At 65.6% G+C, this 16,922-nt stretch carries 11 protein-coding genes and 1 riboswitch; of the genes, 5 read left to right on the forward strand and 6 right to left on the reverse strand.

The window, feature by feature from the left end; translation table 11 throughout:
• Nucleotides 1-24 precede the first annotated feature (24 nt).
• The gene (locus tag IEX97_RS04975) at nucleotides 25-2,001 is read right to left on the reverse strand and encodes a (Fe-S)-binding protein (protein ID WP_188881504.1); all 1,977 of its coding nucleotides are present in this window, start codon (nucleotides 1,999-2,001) and stop codon (nucleotides 25-27) included.
• A 171-nt stretch (nucleotides 2,002-2,172) separates the two neighbouring features.
• Entirely contained in the window at nucleotides 2,173-3,168 is a 996-nt protein-coding gene (locus tag IEX97_RS04980) for a zinc-binding alcohol dehydrogenase family protein (protein ID WP_188881505.1), read from the reverse strand.
• A gap of 321 nt (nucleotides 3,169-3,489) precedes the next feature.
• Here IEX97_RS04980 and pabB point away from each other — a divergent pair, with 321 nt between their 5' ends.
• From pabB to IEX97_RS05000, 4 genes are all read left to right on the forward strand, one after another.
• Nucleotides 3,490-5,838 (forward strand): aminodeoxychorismate synthase component I, encoded by a 2,349-nt coding sequence (pabB, locus tag IEX97_RS04985; protein WP_229776417.1) that lies wholly within the window; start codon nucleotides 3,490-3,492, stop codon nucleotides 5,836-5,838.
• Nucleotides 5,839-5,993: 155 nt separating this feature from the next.
• A complete protein-coding gene (locus tag IEX97_RS04990) occupies nucleotides 5,994-7,715 on the forward strand; it encodes a permease (RefSeq protein WP_188881507.1) in 1,722 nt (573 codons plus the stop codon).
• Between the two features lie 82 nt (nucleotides 7,716-7,797).
• On the forward strand, nucleotides 7,798-8,076 hold the full coding sequence (locus IEX97_RS04995; protein WP_188881558.1) for a hypothetical protein: 279 nt from the start codon (nucleotides 7,798-7,800) through the stop codon (nucleotides 8,074-8,076).
• Entirely contained in the window at nucleotides 7,971-8,762 is a 792-nt protein-coding gene (locus IEX97_RS05000) for a homocysteine S-methyltransferase family protein (RefSeq protein WP_188881508.1), read from the forward strand. Before IEX97_RS04995 ends, IEX97_RS05000 begins: the two co-directional genes overlap by 106 nt.
• A 56-nt stretch (nucleotides 8,763-8,818) precedes the next feature.
• Here the strand turns inward: IEX97_RS05000 and IEX97_RS05005 are convergent, their stop codons facing one another.
• Together IEX97_RS05005 and IEX97_RS05010 are read right to left on the reverse strand one after the other, a co-directional pair.
• Entirely contained in the window at nucleotides 8,819-12,547 is a 3,729-nt protein-coding gene (locus IEX97_RS05005; protein ID WP_188881510.1) for a phosphodiester glycosidase family protein, read from the reverse strand.
• A 161-nt stretch (nucleotides 12,548-12,708) separates the two neighbouring features.
• Nucleotides 12,709-12,793: riboswitch (cyclic di-GMP riboswitch) on the forward strand.
• Nucleotides 12,758-13,000: a hypothetical protein gene (locus IEX97_RS05010; protein ID WP_188881511.1), complete on the reverse strand. Its 243-nt coding sequence runs from the start codon at nucleotides 12,998-13,000 to the stop codon at nucleotides 12,758-12,760. It overlaps the preceding riboswitch by 36 nt.
• Before the next feature lie 70 nt (nucleotides 13,001-13,070).
• Here IEX97_RS05010 and IEX97_RS05015 point away from each other — a divergent pair, with 70 nt between their 5' ends.
• Nucleotides 13,071-14,522, forward strand: coding sequence for an HD domain-containing phosphohydrolase (locus tag IEX97_RS05015; RefSeq protein WP_188881513.1), 1,452 nt, complete (start codon nucleotides 13,071-13,073; stop codon nucleotides 14,520-14,522).
• A gap of 36 nt (nucleotides 14,523-14,558) precedes the next feature.
• Here IEX97_RS05015 and IEX97_RS05020 read toward each other — a convergent pair whose 3' ends face one another.
• Both IEX97_RS05020 and IEX97_RS05025 read right to left on the reverse strand, forming a co-directional pair.
• Nucleotides 14,559-14,999 (reverse strand): response regulator, encoded by a 441-nt coding sequence (locus IEX97_RS05020; protein ID WP_188881514.1) that lies wholly within the window; start codon nucleotides 14,997-14,999, stop codon nucleotides 14,559-14,561.
• Nucleotides 14,999-16,837, reverse strand: a complete 1,839-nt coding sequence (locus tag IEX97_RS05025) for a FapA family protein (RefSeq protein ID WP_188881515.1) — start codon at nucleotides 16,835-16,837, stop codon at nucleotides 14,999-15,001. Before IEX97_RS05025 ends, IEX97_RS05020 begins: the two co-directional genes overlap by 1 nt.
• Nucleotides 16,838-16,922: the final 85 nt, after the last annotated feature.

Raw genomic sequence — 16,922 nt, forward strand, 5'->3', positions numbered from 1 at the left:
CTTTCGTCCACACCCCGCGGCAGCTCACGCTTCCAGCGCCATCGCCAACAGCTCGATGACGTCGAACACCGCGGCGCGTTCATCCGCCCCGTGCTGTTTCAGACCGTCGGTGAGCATGGTCATGCAGTACGGGCACGCCGTCCCGACGACATCCGCACCGGTGGCGAGGGCCTGTTCCGCGCGCAGGTAGCTGATGCGCGTACCCGCCTCTTCCTTGAACATCCCGCCGCCGCCTGCCCCGCAGCACATGCCGCGGGCGCGGCTCTTGTCCATCTCCACCAGCCGGATGCCCGGGATGGCGGCGAGGACCTCCCGCGGCGGGTCGTAGACGCCGTTGTGGCGGCCGAGGTAGCACGAATCGTGATAGGTGACCGTCCGCTCGACGCGCCGCACGGGCCGGATGCGCCCCTCACGCAGCAACCGCGCCGCAAATTCGGTGCTGTGGTATACCTCGGCGGTAAACCCGAAGTCCGGGTACTCGTTTTTCAGCGTGTTGTAGGCGTGCGGATCGGTCGTGATGATCTTGCGCACGCCGTAGCGGGTGAACACCGCGATGTTGCGCTGCACTAACTCCTGATAGAGGAACTCGTTGCCGAGGCGCCGGGCGGTGTCGCCGTCACTCTCCTCTTCGTCGCCGAGGATGGCAAAGTCGACGCCCGCGGCGAGGAGAACTTGCGCGAACGCCCGCGCGATCTTCTGCGCCCGTTGGTCGTAGGACGCCGCGCTGCCGACGTAAAACAGGTACTCGGCGCGGCCGGCCTCGCGCAACGTGCGCACCGGCAAACCCTGCGCCCACTTGGCGCGATCGCGCCGGTTCATGCCCCATTCGTTCGCCTGGCGCTCCAGGTTCTGAAACACCCGCGCCACCTCCGGCGGCGCTTCGCCCGCGGTGAGCACCAGGTGGCGCCGTAAGTCCACAATGGCCTGGACATGTTCGTTGGCGACCGGACACGCCTCCTCACATGCCCGGCAGGTGGTGCATGCCCACACCTCCGCCTCGCTGAACGTGCCTGCGAACAGCGACGGCATCTCCGCCGTCCCGGCCCCTGCCGCCATCTGCGCCAACGCGGGCGGACCGTCGGCCATCAGGGCATCTTTCATCTTCAAGATGAGGTATTTGGGCGAGAGCGGTTTGCCGCTCAGCGTGGCCGGGCACTGGACGTGGCAACGGCCGCACTCGGTGCACGCGAAGCCGTCGAGGAGCTGCTTCCAGGTGAATTCGAACACATGCCCGGCGCCGAACCGCTCCTGGTCTTCGTCCGTCAGGTCGAGGGCGCGGAGTTTGCCGGGCGGATCCAACTTGCGGAAATACCAATTGAACGCGGCCGCCACCATGTGCAGGTGCTTGGTGCGCGGAATGATGACGAGAAAGGCGAGGATGGCGAGCACGTGCAACCAGAATGCCGCGCCGTCGATGAGGTACAGGGTCCGCGGGGATAACCCCCGCCACCAAATGGCAAACCAGGCGGAGACAGGTGCCGCCGCGCCAAAGTTGTGCGAGACGAGGTCTGCCTCCGCACCGGTCGCCGCCCAATACGTGACGACGATGACCGAGATGAGTCCAAGGATGACCCCCGCTTCCAGCGACGGTTCGATGCGCATCGGCCGCAGCACGTAGCGGCGAACGGCCGCCATGACCACGGCGACGAAGACGAGGCTGGAGAACAGGTCTTCGAGGAACAGGTACACCGGCGAAGCCGCCCAAGGGAAGTGCCAGCCCGTGAGATGGTGGATAAGAAAATCGAGATCGCCAAAGACGAGGACGAGAAAGCCCCAGAAGATGAACAAGTGCGCGATGCCGGACGGTTCCGCCAGCACCTTGCGCTGACCGAGCACATGGACGAGGAGCGCACGCACCCGGTCGCCCGGTTTGGCGAAGCGCCCCGGCTCCGGCGCCGCGCGGCGGAGCAACCGTACGCGCAGCCAGACCTCCCGCGCGAAGAAGCCCGCCGCGCCCGCAAACAGGATCAAAAACACGACGCCTTGCACCACACGCGCCATCCCGAGCCCTCCCCCTCTACAACATACCACGCCACCCGCCGGAAAGAGAACGGTCCGCTCGGGGTGAGGGCGAACGGCGCTCGAGAAGGCGCGCGGCAGGGGGTCGGCCCATCCACCCTGCCGGCCGGCGAGGTGCCATGGCATCCTGCGCGCACGCGCTTCCCTGCGGCGTCACGCGAACGATTCGAGCACCAGCTTGCCGATGGTGCGGCCGGATTGGATCTGCGCGAACGCCTTCTCCAGATTGGCCGCCGTGATGAGGCCGAAGTGCTCGCGCAGGGTGGAGCGGATCTCGCCCTTGTCCACGAACTCCGCGAGGCGGGTGAGGATGCGGTGCTGCGCCTCCATGTCGAAGCGGTGTTTGGGCCGTGCGAACATGGCTTCGGTGCACCAGGTGGCGCTCTTGTCGAACAGCTTGCGGAAGTCGACGGGCGCAAACGGCGGCAGGATGGTGCACACCTTGCCGAGCGGCGCCAGGGCGTCCATCATCGCGTCCCAGTGCGGGTGCACCACGTTCAGGCAGAAGATGGTATCCACCGCCGGGAAACCGAGCGCCTGCAGTTGCGGCAAAAACGCTTTTGTGTGGTCGATGACGTGGTGCGCGCCGTGATGAAGGACCCAAGCCCGCGACTCCGGCCGCGAGGCGGTGCCGATGACCGTCAAGCCCGCACGGCGCGCCAGCTGCGTGGCGATGGAACCGACGCCCCCCGCCGCCCCGATGATGAGGATGGGCCGGCCCTGGTTGTCGTCGGTGTCGAGACCGAGCCGCTCAAACATCCCTTCCCACGCCGTGAGGCTGGTGAGCGGCAGCGCGGCCGCTTCGGCGAAGGACAGGCGCTTCGGCTTGCGCCCGACGATCCGCTCGTCCACCACGTGGTATTCGCTGAACCCGCCGGGCCGGGTGATGTCTCCCGCGTAGTACACCTCGTCGCCCGGGCGGAACAGCCGGCACTCCGGGCCGACCGCCTCGACGACGCCCGCGACATCCCAGCCCAGCACGCGCGGCGCGTCGCCAGGCTGTTGCTTCGTGTCCACCGGGTTGACAGACACCGCCTGCACGCGCACCAACAGGTCGCGCGGGCCTGGCACCGGCCGGGGTAACACGGCGTCCGCCAAACGCCCGGATGGTTCGAGGACCACGGCTTTCATCGTGTCGGACGCGGTCATTTTGTACACCCCTCCGTATCCGCTTGCCAGTTCGGATCATGCGTGGTCTCGCTGTTGTCGCTCGTCATGGCCGTGGTTCTTGCCTTCACACGCAAGTAACCGCCCCCGTAGGTTCGCGCGCCTGCAGGGCGGTTACTTGCCCGTACGATAAAGAAGGCGGGCAGGGACAATGCTCAGAGCGTCGGTGCCCGGAGCGTCGAAGGTGGCAGCCTTCGACGCCCTGATTGCTTTTAGAGTAACACAGTGCGAACATTCGTCAATAAGAACAGGTTTCGGGGCTCATCTCAGCTGCCACACTTGCCCATGCGAGGAGGGATGCTGGTGCCCGCTCATGTCAACGAACGCATCCTCGGCGGCGTGGTGGTGCGCGGGGTGGGCGTGGACGAACACACCCGCTGTGCGCACTACCACAGCCCGCTCGACATCATCGCCATCCGGTTCGTGTGCTGCGATGTCTACTATCCCTGCCACGCTTGCCACGAGGCGGTGGCCGACCACCCGGCGGTGCCGTGGCCGGCACACCGCTTCGACGAACCGGCCGTGCTCTGCGGTGCGTGCCACCGCACCCTGACGGCGCGCGCGTACCTCGCCTGCGGCTACCGTTGCCCGTACTGCCAAGCGCCGTTCAATCCAGGTTGCGGCTTGCACCGGCACCTCTACTTCGCAGAAACAGATCCTTCGCCGGATGAGGCCAAGCCGAAACGTGCAGAAACGACGGTTGGCACCCAGACGAGGGAGGCAAGGCGCTCCGGCCAGGCAGAGACGGCGCAGAACGTCCCGCGCGCGGTTCCGGGGGCACCTGGGTGCCTGTACTTCGATTTTCGCGGCGACGGGCTGACCCCCTTTTGGCTGACGGATCCCGTGCAAATCCTCTCGGCCCGTACAGCAAAGGAGGTACCGGGCGTACTGGCCGCCGTCGACGCGGCAGCGCAAGACGGGTACTACGCCGCCGGCTACGTGGCATACGAGGCGGCCCCCGCGTTCGATCCCGCCTTCGCCGCTCACCCGCCGGGCGAGCTGCCGCTCGCCTGGTTCGGCATCTACCGCCGCCCTGTCCCGGCCGGCGAGATGGCCGCGCCGGGCCGCCGACAGGGCGACGCGGCCGGGGAGGGACACGGTCGCCCCGTCCACGCATACCCCACCCGCACGACGGAAGCGGCCTCAGTGCACCCAGCGGAGGACACCCCTGCCCCGTACCAACTCTCCGCCTGGACGTGCGGTACGGAGGAAGCCACCTACCGCCGTCACATCCGTTTCATCCAGGACGCCATTGCGAACGGCCGCACGTACCAGGTCAACTACACCGTCCGGCTGCGGGCCGGCTTTCGCGGGGACCCGTTCGCGTTCTTCCAGGACCTGCAGGCAGCCCAGCAGGGCGGTTATGCCGCTTACCTGAACCTGGGCCGCTGGCACATCCTCTCCGCGTCGCCGGAACTGTTTTTTCGCCTGGCGGACGGTTGGCTGACGACCCGCCCGATGAAAGGCACCCGGCCGCGCGGCCGGTGGCCGGCGGAGGACGCGGCTTTCCGCGCGGAGCTCGCCGCATCCGAGAAAGACCGGGCGGAAAACGTGATGATTGTCGATCTGCTGCGCAACGACATCGGCCGCATCGCCGCGCCGGGCACCGTGATCGCGGAGCCGTTGTTCTCCATCGAGCGCTATCCGACCGTCTGGCAGATGACATCCACCGTGCGCGGCCGCGTCGGCACACCCGGCGTCGCCGAAGTCTTCCGCGCCCTCTTCCCGTGCGGATCGGTCACCGGGGCGCCCAAGGTGGAGACGATGCGCATCATCCGCGAACTGGAGGAACCGCGCGGCGTCTACTGCGGCGCCGTCGGCTTCGTGGCGCCTGGCGGGCGCGCGGTGTTCAACGTGGCCATTCGCACGGTGGTCGTGGACACCGCGGCCGGGTGCGCCGAGTTCGGCACCGGCAGCGGCGTCACCGCCCTGTCCAGCCCGGAGGAGGAGTACGCGGAGACGCTGGCGAAAGCAAGCATTCTCACCGCCCGCCGGCCAACGTTCGCGCTCCTGGAGACCATGCGGCTCGAGGGCGGCAACATCCTCCTCCTCGACCGCCACCTGGCGCGCCTCGCCGCATCGGCCGACTACTTTGGCTTCCCCTTGGACCGGCATGCCCTGACGGCGGACCTGGTGGCCTTCACCCGCCGCCACGCGCTGTCGCCGCCCACGCGGCTACGGCTTGTGCTCATGCCGGACGGGCGGTGGGACATCGCGGCCGATCCGCTGCCGGATGCCGCGCCGTGGGGACGGCCGCCCATCGACCCGCGGCCGCCGCGGCCGGTGGTGTGGGCGGATGAACCCATCGACCCGGCCGACCCGTTCCTCTACCACAAAACCACGCACCGCATCCGGTACGAGGCGGCGCGCCGGGCGCATCCCGACGCGTTCGACGTGCTTCTGTGGAATCCCGACGGCGAGGCGACCGAGTTCACCATCGGCAACGTGATCGCCGAGATCGACGGCGTATGGTGGACACCGCCGGTGGCGTGCGGCCTGTTGGCGGGGACCCTGCGCGCCTGGCTGTTGGCGGAAGGATGGGTCAAGGAACGGCGGCTGACGCGCGCGGACATCCAGAGCGCCGCCCGGCTGTGGCTGGCGAACAGCGTGCGCGGGCTCGTGCCGGTGGTGTTGGCGGAAGGGGCCCGGTAAGCGCAACCGGTCCCGCCTGTCGAAGCAATTCACAATCCTTCGCCTACTCCGCCAAGTCGCGCTGTGCATGCTAGAATGGAATATCGCGTTTGAACATCGCGTTCGCGCGCGGGCATCCCGTGGCGCGGACGACGTGAAGATAAAGGGGCATCCGCATGACAGGCTATCGAAACTTCCAACTCGCTTTGTATGTCACGGCTGGCTGCATCCGCAACGAGACCCCGGCCGGCTTCGAGGCGGCCTTGGCGTTCTTCGCGAAGCACACCAAACTGACGAAAGCCTACCTCGAGGTGCACCGCGGGGACATCACGCATCCCGCCGACAAGATGCGCGAAGTGAAAGCGCTGTTCCACCAACACGGCATCCGCACGGCCGGCGGCATCACTCCGACCATCCCGCCAGCCTACCGGCCCGACCACGAGCGGTTCATGCACGTGTTCTGTTACACCGACGAGGCTTCGCGCGCCAAGCTGCGGGAAGCGGCTGAAATTGCGGCCAGCGTGTTCGACGAGGTCATCCTCGACGACTTTTTCTTTACCAACTGCGCCTGCGACGAGTGCATCCGCCGCAAAGGGGACAAAAGCTGGGAGGCGTTCCGGCTCGAACTGATGACCGAGGTGTCGGAGAACCTCATCATCCGGCCGGCGAAAGCGGTCAACCCGCGCGTCAAGCTGGTCATCAAGTACCCGAACTGGATCGAATCCTACCAGGCGACCGGCTACAACACCGAGACGCAGCCACGCCTGTTCGACGGCGTGTACACCGGCACCGAAACGCGCGATCCCGCCACCAGCCAGCAGCATATCCCGCGCTACGGATCGTACTCGCTGGTGCGTTGGTTTGAACACGTCAAACCGGGCGGCAACGGCGGCGGCTGGTTCGACAACTTCGACTGCACCACGCTTGACCACTACCTGGAGCAGGCCAACCTGACGGTGTTCGCCAAGGCGCGGGAGATCACACTCTTCTGTTACAGCTCCTTGAAAGACACCATCTTCATCCCGGCGGTCGGCTTCCAATTGGAAAAGCTGGACGAGGCCATGGCGGGGGTGGGATCGCCCGTCGGGACGCCGGTGTACCTGCCGCATCACGCCTGTGGCGAAGACCACCTGTACGACTACCTCGGCATGCTCGGCATCCCGCTCGAACCGGTGCCGGAGTACCCGGCGGACAGCCGCGTGGTGCTGCTCACCGCCGACGCCGCGCGCGATCCGGCGCTCGTCACGAAGATGGAGCAGACGCTGCGCCGGGGCGGCGACGTCATCATCACCTCGGGCCTGCTCCAGGCGCTGCAGGGCCGGGGCATCGAGCAGTTCACGACGCTCGCGGCCACCGGTGCGCGGGTGACCGCCTCCCGGTACGCCATCCAGACGGCCGGGTGCACCTTCCGCGACTTTGTGGCGGCGCCTCGGCCCGTGACCTGGCCGGTGCTCGCCTACCGGACGAACGCCACCTGGCAGCACGTGGTCGCCGTGGCCGGGGAGAACAACATCCCCGTCCTGATGTCCGACCACTACAGCCGCGGCCGCCTGTTCACGCTCACGGTGCCGGACAACATGGCCGACCTGTACCACCTGCCCGCGCCCGTGCTCGCCCCGCTGCGCCAGGTGCTCGCCGGCCGCCTGCCGGTGGTGCTGGACGGCGACAGCCAGGCCGGTTTGTTCGTGTACGACGACGGATCGTTCATCGTCGCGTCGTTCCGGCCGCACCTTCACACGTGGCGCGCCCGGGTCGCGCCGGGCAAGGTGCTGGTCAACGCCCGCGGCTCGGCCGTGGCGCCGTACTGCACCGAGCCGGACGGGACCAGCGTCTACCAAGTCACCCTGCGCCCGTCGGAGTGGCGGCTGTACCGCGTGGCGGACCGGGCGGAGATATGAGTGCGGCCACGGCCGCAGGCCTCGTCGAGACAGGCCGCGGCATGATTTTGCGTGCCGAACCTTTGATCCCTGGAGGTGTCCCATGCCTGCCATCGACGACCTTCTCCGCGCAGCGGACGTCGTCTTCACCGAAGGTGCAGTGGTGGAACGCTTGCGGAGAGAGTTGAGCGCGCCGCTCGATCCGCACGTGGTGCACGCGCACCTGGTCTACGATCCTGCATGGCGCCATCGACTTGGAAAATTTACCTACAGTACGTGCAAGCCGTCGCTGCGGCGGGCCTTCCGCTCATCCTGCTCGCTCCCACGCACCGCGCCCATCCGCGGCGCGTGCAAGCCGCGGGACTGCAAGAGAGAGACGTGATCGCGGACAATGTGCGGTTCGTCCGGCAACTGCGGGAGTTGTCCGGCGTTGCTTGCAGCCATGCGGAATACGGCGAAGGACCACGCGGCCCTGTCCTCATCGGCGGCACGATGGGCTGCTACGGTGACGCGTACAACCCGCGCGAGGCGTTGCCGGAGCCTTCAGCGTTCGTATACCACCGGCTGCACGCATCCCAACTCGCCACAGCGGGTGTGGATTTTTTATACGGCACGACCCTGCCGGCTTTATCCGAGGCCGTCGGTATGGCGCGTGCCATGGCTGCGACAGGCGTGCCGTACGTGCTCAGTTTCATCATTCGATCCGACGGGAGATTGTTGGACGGGACGCCGCTCGTCCAGGCCATTGAGCGGATCGATCAAACAGTGAGTCCGCCGCCCAGGTTTTATATGGTGAACTGCGTCCACCCGTCCATCTTGCTGTCCGCCTTGTCTGCCCCGGTGAATGCGCGGACCGCCGCGCGGTCCCGGCTGCTCGGCATCCAGGCGAATGCATCGGCGAAGAGCCCGGAAGAGCTGGACGGCACCGCGACGCTGCAAGCGGACGACTTCGACGAGTGGGTGGCGGGCATGGTGCGCCTGCGTGCCGAACACCGCCTCCGCATTTTCGGCGGCTGCTGCGGAACGAACGACCGGTATATCGCGCGGTTGGTGGCGGCGTTGACGTGATGCGCCCCGGGCGCAAGGCTCCGACAGCGTTCGCCGTGAAAGCACCGCAGACCGTTTCACCGTGCCCACTGGACTTGGCCGTCCGGCGTGATGTGCAGCAGGACACAGCCGGGCGGTACATACAGGTTGAGCACGCCATGCGGGTCGTCCTGGCCGGATGGATTCAAGCAGCGGACGGTGAACTTCGATCCGCCTTTGAACACGAGCAGCACGCGCCGTCCTGGTTCCGCCAGCTGCACATCCAGGGCGAACCGCTCCAGCGCCGCCGCTTCTGACGCCGGAAGCACGGGTGTCGCATCGCCGTAGGCGGGGGAATACGCGGGCACGTTGGCGGCGATGACCACCACCTTCGCCGTGCTCGCCGCGAGCTGCTGCGCCAGCCACGCCAACTGCCCGCCTGTCGGCACTTGGTGCGCGTCGGAAGCGGCCAGTTCGCCGTGGGCGTCATCCAGCACCAGCCATTGCACGAAGCCTTGGCGGTAGGTGTAATGCGTGGCGCCGAACGCTTGGCGGAACACCTTATCTTCTGGCGCGCCCGCCGCCTCGGCCACCCCGACCGCCGCATGCACGGGATAGCCGTACCGTTGCCACACCTGCTGCCACGTGGTGGCGTTGGCCGCCACCGCGGACAACGCCCCCGCCGGAAACACGTCGCCGAGGGTTTGCACGCCCAGCACGCGGTCTCCCTGCGTCTGCCGGGCGGCCAAGGCTTGGCCGATGCGCGCCCAGACCGCCGCATCGGTTGCGCCCGCAGCCGCGCCCGACATTGCGCCGGAAGCAGTCCCTGAAGCAGTCCCCGCAGCCGCGCCGGAAGCAGTCTTTGAAGCAGCCCCCGTAGCCGCGCCGGAAGCCGCTGCCGAATTCGCGCCCGGCGTTGCGCCGGAAGCGGCGCCGCTGCCCGCTGTACCACCCACCCCGCCAGCCTGTCCGGCCACCAGCACGAACGTTGCCCCTTGACCGCGAAAGTTGGCGGGTGAACCGGCGGCGCGGAACCAAGGCGGCGGCACGGTCGGCCGCCCAAAACGCGAGACCGGATCCGGCGGGTACAACGCCGCAAGCCCGCTGACGTACAGCGTCCCCTTTTGCTCCGCCGGCGGCTGGTTCGTCAGGAAATCGAGAAAGTTCACCGTGACCGCCGGACCCAGTCCGTTCGGCAGCGGGACGGTGACGTAACGCCAGCCGCGGAAGGTCACCCGAAACGGGTAGAGCGTCACCCGGTTGCCGAAGGCGCCGGTGAGCGAGACGGCGAACTGCACCCCGCTGCCGTCTCCTTTCACCCACATCCCCAGCGCCTGCGGTGGTGCCTGGTTGGGCCCCGCTCCCGCCACCAGTGTCCCCTGCGGCCAAAACACCATCTGTTGCACGCCGCCGCCGGGAAGAAAATCGTAGTCGAGCCTAAGCGCACCCTTGGCCATGGAGTCCGGCGGTGCGGCGGCGCAGGCCGAGATGCGTCCGGCGTTGTGCGATCCGACCGCCCAACCGTGCAAGCTCGCCAGCGGATCGAGCACCGCCCGGACGTAGCCAACCGCCACCGTGGCCGATCCACTGACCCCGCCCACACTGGCCGTGACCTGCCCGGTCACGCGCGCAGGAGCTCCGCCGGACAACGGGCTGGCCTGCAGGACCCCGCTTGCCACCTGCCCCAGCCCGGGATGGGACACGCTCCACTGCACCATGTTGTCCGGCACCGCGAGCGGCAGCCCGTCCGCGGTGCGCGCGGTGATGGTGAACGCCTGGCGCTGGCCCGGTGCGAGCGCGGCCACCGCGGGTTCCACCGTGACGGACGCGGGCGCGGCCACCACCACCAACGGCACGCGCGCCGAGGCGCCGGAGGGCGTGATCGCGATGAGCTGGCCACGCCCCGGCTTCAGGGCTTGCACCCGGTTCCCGTTCACCCGCGCGAGCCCCGCCGGCTGCACCGTGAGCTGGACCGGCTCCGCGGCCGTATTTCCGGCCGCATCGAGCGCATAACAAGGCACCGTCTGCGCGGTCCCTGCCAACATGGCGACGGGCGATCCGTAGTTGAGCACGACCTGGGTCGCCGGCGCCGGCTGCGTCTCTGTGGAATACACGAACAGTCCGTTGGCCACGCGCCGCTCCCAACCGTCCGATGGCGAGTTGAGCACCGTGACCGATTGGCTGCCGGGCAACCGCGCCACCATCTCGCTCGATCCGCCGCCATCCAGGACGGCAGCGTCCCAGGCGCCGAGCTGCTGCAGGTACGCCGCCATCTGGCGGTAGGTGAGCCCGACGCTGTGGTTCGACTCGCGTCCGTCGGCCACCACCATGAAGGCGTGCCGGCCGTCGCGGGTCACGCCCACCGCAGTCAACGGGTTTTTCACGTCCACGTTCGGCGCGCCGAGCGCTTGCGGATCGTCGTACCACTGGCCGTGTTTGAGCACTTGGTAGCCTGCACCCACCGCCTGTACCAAATCGTCGTCCGGATTCAGGTGCACCGTGATCGACACGACGCTCCCCGGCTTCAGGTAGGCCGCCGCCCAGTCGGCCGCTGCCCCCGGCGCCGCGGTGAGCACAAACTGATCGGTCAGCTGGGGCACCACCTTGGCCCCCGGCACCAGCCGCTGCACCTGATACCACTGGGTCTGGCCGAGCACGGGTCCCATCGCCGGGGTTGTTCCCGCGCGGTTGCTCGCTGTTGGGGCAGGGCTCGACCCGTTGGCTGCACTGGCCGGCGGGGACGCGCTCTGTCCCGGCGGTGTCGTGTCCGCGGGAGAAGCACCCGTTCCTCCGGTTGCAGCAGACGGGGAGGCGCTCTGTCCCGGTGATGCAGGAAGCGGCGTCAGATACACCAAGGTGTCCGACTTCACATACACTTTATCGCCCATGGCCGGTGTGATGAGGCCGAGCTGGCCGCCGTCTTCTGTGCCTGGGCGGTTGACGGAGATGAGCGGAAAGGAGGGATAAGCGCTCGCTGATCCGTTGTTCCCGGCACCGGACGGGTCTCCGTGCAGACCCGCGGGGGTCCCGCCCGGTGTACCAGCGGACGCACTGGTGGGCGCCCCAACGGACGCTCCATTCGATCCACCGTTCGACACACCGTGGGCTCCTCCGGCGGAAGCACCACCGTTTGCGCCCGAACCGCTACTCGCACCCGAACCTCCGCTCGTGCCCGTACTGCCGCCCGCGCCGGATGCGCCGCCCGGATTCGCCCCGCCGCTCGCCGGAACCGCCGTCACCACTCCGGAAAACGCTTCGGGTCCAATGGTCACCCGCCCGTCCGCCGTCACGCCCACCACCGCGTAGCGGCCCTGGAGGGGACTTTGCAACACCACGCCGTCACGAATGCATAAGTTTTCCGGGCGCCCCGACCTGCCAAGTTCAAAGAAGTCGCCGTTGATACCCGCCACCGCGCCCGTACGGGCCGCCATGGAAGTGAGCGTCTCATCTGGACTGAAGAGCCGGTCATTGGCGAGGACGACACCCAACTTGACATTGGGATCGGTGAGATTGACCGACAGCAGGTTGATCTGGATGGGCCCGCTCGTCGTCTCCCACCGATCCGCTTCCTGCACCACGCCGTGCGTCAGCATGGCAGTCTGCGCGGATTGGTCGAGGACGAGCGGCCAGCCGGCGGGCGTGATTGGCACGCCGTGGGCAGACCACACCCCCGCCGCGGCCTGTGCGGACACCGTACCGCCCAAGACCAAGCTGGCCAAGGCAATGAGCACACATGCACGCTTCCATTGACGCATCATACCTTGCATCCGGGTGCATCCCTCCGTCAACCGTTCACGGTCGGACATCTGCTGCCCGCCTTTCCTCACCGAATCCAACCCCTGCTCTACTCTTTTAACACATGGAATGAACGGGATAGAAATGAGAGTGTGAAGTTTATATGGGGGTTTTGCACGGGATGTGTGATTGATGGTAGCGGCGCAGTGATGCTATAATTTTCTTGCAACATTGGCTGTCTCGGCCATCCAGTTGCATCGAAAGGCAAACCCGCCGAAAGGCGGCGGCGCAAAGCCACGGGTCTAAGGGCGATTGCCTATGACAGCCGGGCTGCCGGAGCCCACCGTGAAAAGGGAGTGGATTGTCATGAAAAGGTTTATGGTCTGTGCCAGCCTTGTGGCATGCACGTTGGGATGGCCCGCCGTACCGGCCTTTGCCAAAGCCGGAGCGAAGAGCGCCAGTCCGACATCCTCCGGGGTTGTGGTCACGAACACGAGCAACCCGTCCTCAACGAACACCACGTTCAGTACCAGCGCAACGAACACGTATTCCCCCGATGGTTGGCGGCCTGTTCCCGGCGACTGATGCCTGTCCTTGTACCGCGGGTGATACATTGTGCTGCCGGACGTTCAACTGGATGCGGCAAAGAAACTGCGGCGCAAAGGGCTTTATCTCGCTGCGCTCTGCACGTTGCAAGCCGTTCCCCACGCGCATCATCCGGAAATCCGCGGCGAAACGCACAATGAACTGGGTTTGGTGCACTACCATTTAGGCCAATACCGCGAGGCTGCAGCGCATTTTGAGCAAGCGGCTGCGTACGCGAACGACACCGATGCGTGGGTTCTGTACCATATACGACGGGCTTTAGCGTATCGGGGTCTGTCCGATGATGATGCTTGTTACCGGATCCTGAACCAGATGAGACCGTTTGGCGGGCAGGTCGCGGCGAAAACGCGCGGCCTGCTCTTCGCGAATTTGGCGATGATCCAGGGAATGTACGGCTTGTACGAAGAGGCCATTGCGAGTATCGAAAAGAGCTTTGCCGCGTTCCGGGAAGCGTCGATTCACACGTACGATGTGCTGCTGTGGAACAACCTCGGTGTGGCCCACTTGGAACGAGGGGACCTGCAGCGTGCGGAACAGGCCCTCCTGCAAGCGCTGGACCTCAGCCAACACGGGGACCTGTCCGTATTGGCGGAGTTGGGGCGGCTTTACTTCCTGCGCTGGCAATTGTCGGAGAGCCTCGCCTATACGGAGCGTGCCCTGCGCATGGTGTGGTCCTCCGTCATCCGCTACGAGAAAGAAGAAATCGCGCGCTTGTGCCGGCTGCTGGCCCACATCACGATGCACCTGGGCCACGATGCGTTGGCACGGCGCCTCAATGAAAAAGCGCAGCTGCTTTTTGGTCAACTCGGACAGTGGCGGCAATGGGAGGACATCGCCGCGGAATTGCTTCGCTGGCCTCGCCATGCCCGGACACGGGAAAGGGCAGCCGAAACACAAAGCGGATTTGTCACAAACACCATCCCGAATTTTCTGCGGTGCTTGGACGCCTTCCACGCGCAAGAACTGCTCCATCCCAAGGTATCGCAGTGGTTGGACCTGCGCGCACACTACGCCGCCTTGTTGGCCCTTGAGCTGGGCCTTGGCGAACGTATGCGGGACCATCTTGTCCTGGCATCGAGATTGGCTGACTACGGACTGACCGCCCTGGAACCGGTGACCGCCGCGAACACACCATGGTCGCCGGCGGTTTTCGCGAACTATGCACAGCACCCATCCTTAAGTGCCCGGATGGCGCAAGCGCTGGACATGCCTCGCGAGGTGGTGCAGGCGATTGCGGACCACCATGAACGCTGGGACGGAACTGGATTCCCGTGTGGAAAATCCGGAGCAACCATCCATCCGCTGGCACGCATCTTGGCGGTTGTGGATACATACTGTACGTCCTTTGTCTTCGACCACCAACCCCATGATCGCATCTTGAAAAGCATGGTGCACGAAAGCGGCCAGAGCTTGGATCCGCAGGTGGTGCAAGCTTTCGTGGCCATGCACCATACGGCATAGCGCGCCATGGGCTCACGGTTGGGACATACCGGTGGCTTACATGCCTTCTTCAAGGTGCAGGATGGCTTGGGTCAATAAATCCATCGCGTCATCCTTGCTCAGTGGACCGCGCAGCTTCTTCCGGCAAGCGGTCAGTGCCCGCGCGACGTCTTCCACACCGACAGGCTTGGCGAGAAAGGATGAGGCTCCCGCGTCAAACGCCTGCTGCACGACATCCGGAGACGCGTCCACAGAACAGACGACGATGAATACCTTCGGATATGTTGACCGGATGGCCCTGCATAACGCGATCCCGCTCCCATCCGCCATTTGAATGTCCAAAGACACGTAATCCACCGGATGGTGCAACATGTGTTGCCAAGTTTCCTCCGCCGTGCGGGCATACCCGACCACCTGCACGTCTGGCTGTAGTCCGTAGATGAGCGCGAGGGTATCCAGCGTCTCCGCGTGGTCGTCGACCAGCAATACCCTGACCATCATCCGATACTCCTTTCAAACGATTCCCCTTTCCATCGCAAGTCCCATACAACCGTGTCGAGGCGCACGCGCTTGTCTCCAACCTGGAGGAGCGAATTTGGGTGGGCAAGACGGCAGCGGATGAATCCGTTCGGCTGGGTCACCCGGACGCTGCCTTCACTGCCGGACGACGTGCCCAATTCATGCAGATATGCCGACCGCGCGCAAATGGCAAAGCCGCTGCGCAATGTCCCCAGCACGGTGATGGTTCTGCCGCACTCCAGCGCGCTGGCGATACACTTGCCCCGGACGACGATGTTCCCTGTGGCGCGCAGTGAGCTGGCGACCGCCGCGCCGACCCTGATACAGGATAAAGCCTGTTCCCGTTGGCGGACTGCCTCGAGATATGCGGCCATCCCCGTCCGCAACTTCTCGATGTCCCGGCGATAGAGAACCCCTTGACCCGCCAGCAACCACTGCGATTGGATAAGTTGCCGCAACTCGGTGTAATCCGGATCCCGCGCGGCAAGCTGTTCGTATACTTGTAAGAAATCTTCCAATCCGCGGCGCAATTCCGGGTGCCTGGCCTGCAAGAGGAGGTGCGGGATCCTGGGAATGATGACCCCCGCATTCGGACGCCCCATCGCATGACGAACCATGATCTCATACTCATCCACGAAGTCATCCAGCTGGGTGAGGATGCGCTCCATCAGAGACGGAAGCTGTTGATACATCATTTGCGACTGACCCGCGACGACGTGGGCTTGCATCACGTCTCCTTTGACCGTCACACCTTGTTCGCCCACGATGGTGGCGTGTTTGACGCTCCCGTAAATCCAAACCTGTCCCGCCGCGCGGATGGACCCCCCGGAGACCGAACCGTGCACCACCACATTCCCGTCAAACGTGATCTCTTCGTCCGTCACATGGCGTTCGATGACTTGTTCCGGAATGACGTCCAACCGGCCACGCGCGCAATACAACCTCCCATCCCGGGCAGCCACGAGCTGACGGTTGACTTCCACAATCCCACTGCCAAACGTCCAGCGCGGCTTCTCGTCGCGTGCCAGGATGGGGTTCCCATACACGTCCTTTCCAGGCCGGTGATGCTTTTCCGGACCCATCACACCCATGATGGTGCCCATGGAAACGAGCCCGGCTCGCTTCGTGCGCAGGAGGCTGTCAGCTTCCACAGGGAAATTCACCCAAGTGATCGCGCGTGGGTTTCCGGCCTCTGGCGGCACACCACGCAGCACAACCGCTTCGGTGTTTTCCATGGCTTTGCATACGCGCAGGACGGCGTCGTGATCCAGGATGCCTTCCAGACCTGATTGGGACAACATGTTCAGAATGACTTCAGGAGGGGTTTCCGCCGGCGGATACGAGGCTTCTTCCAGTTCCAGAACCAACGTTTCCGCAGGAGGACAGTCCTTTAAGCGCGGGATTACACCACAAACCACCCGTTTTCGCAAACAAACGCTGAGCCTGTCCTCGGAAACCTCCAGCTCGTACGAGACCGAAGGTGATTGTTCAACCAATTCGACTTGGATGTCTTGTGACGCGCTCACCACCACCCGCCCGGTCACCGGCCTGCCATCCACAAGCACGCGTATGTGCGGGCTGTCAGGAACCACCATGGTGGCGTAGGTGCCAAAATGTTCTGGATCAGATACCTGGATGCGGCCTGCAGCGACCCAGGCCCTGCCATGCACAGGTGATGGCAGGACGGTTTCCGGCTGCGGTTCCGTGAAGGAAGCGCCGGTCGTTGCGCGGTTGCGTTTGAGCAGCTGGCCCAATGCGGCGGGTGACTTGTCCAGCCCGGCCTGACGGATGATGTTCCAAATCTTTGTGACCTTCATCTCCGACCCGCTCCGCTGTTTGGATTGTCCTCAGCGCCCCGTCGGAGACAGAAAAGGCAACCTGACGATGACAGGTTGCCCTCCC

The organism is Paenalicyclobacillus cellulosilyticus (assembly GCF_014647315.1).
GTDB lineage: Bacteria > Bacillota > Bacilli > Alicyclobacillales > Alicyclobacillaceae > Alicyclobacillus_J > Alicyclobacillus_J cellulosilyticus.

Bases quoted from the DNA above. Each gene is read 5' to 3' on its own strand.
- IEX97_RS04975 (WP_188881504.1), bottom strand. From the start codon at position 2,001: ATGGCGCGTGTGGTGCAAGGCGTCGTGTTTTTGATCCTGTTTGCGGGC.
- IEX97_RS04980 (WP_188881505.1), bottom strand. From the start codon at position 3,168: ATGACCGCGTCCGACACGATGAAAGCCGTGGTCCTCGAACCATCCGGG.
- IEX97_RS04990 (WP_188881507.1), top strand. From the start codon at position 5,994: ATGACAGGCTATCGAAACTTCCAACTCGCTTTGTATGTCACGGCTGGC.
- IEX97_RS04995 (WP_188881558.1), top strand. From the start codon at position 7,798: ATGCCTGCCATCGACGACCTTCTCCGCGCAGCGGACGTCGTCTTCACC.
- IEX97_RS05025 (WP_188881515.1), bottom strand. From the start codon at position 16,837: ATGAAGGTCACAAAGATTTGGAACATCATCCGTCAGGCCGGGCTGGAC.
- IEX97_RS05020 (WP_188881514.1), bottom strand. From the start codon at position 14,999: ATGGTCAGGGTATTGCTGGTCGACGACCACGCGGAGACGCTGGATACC.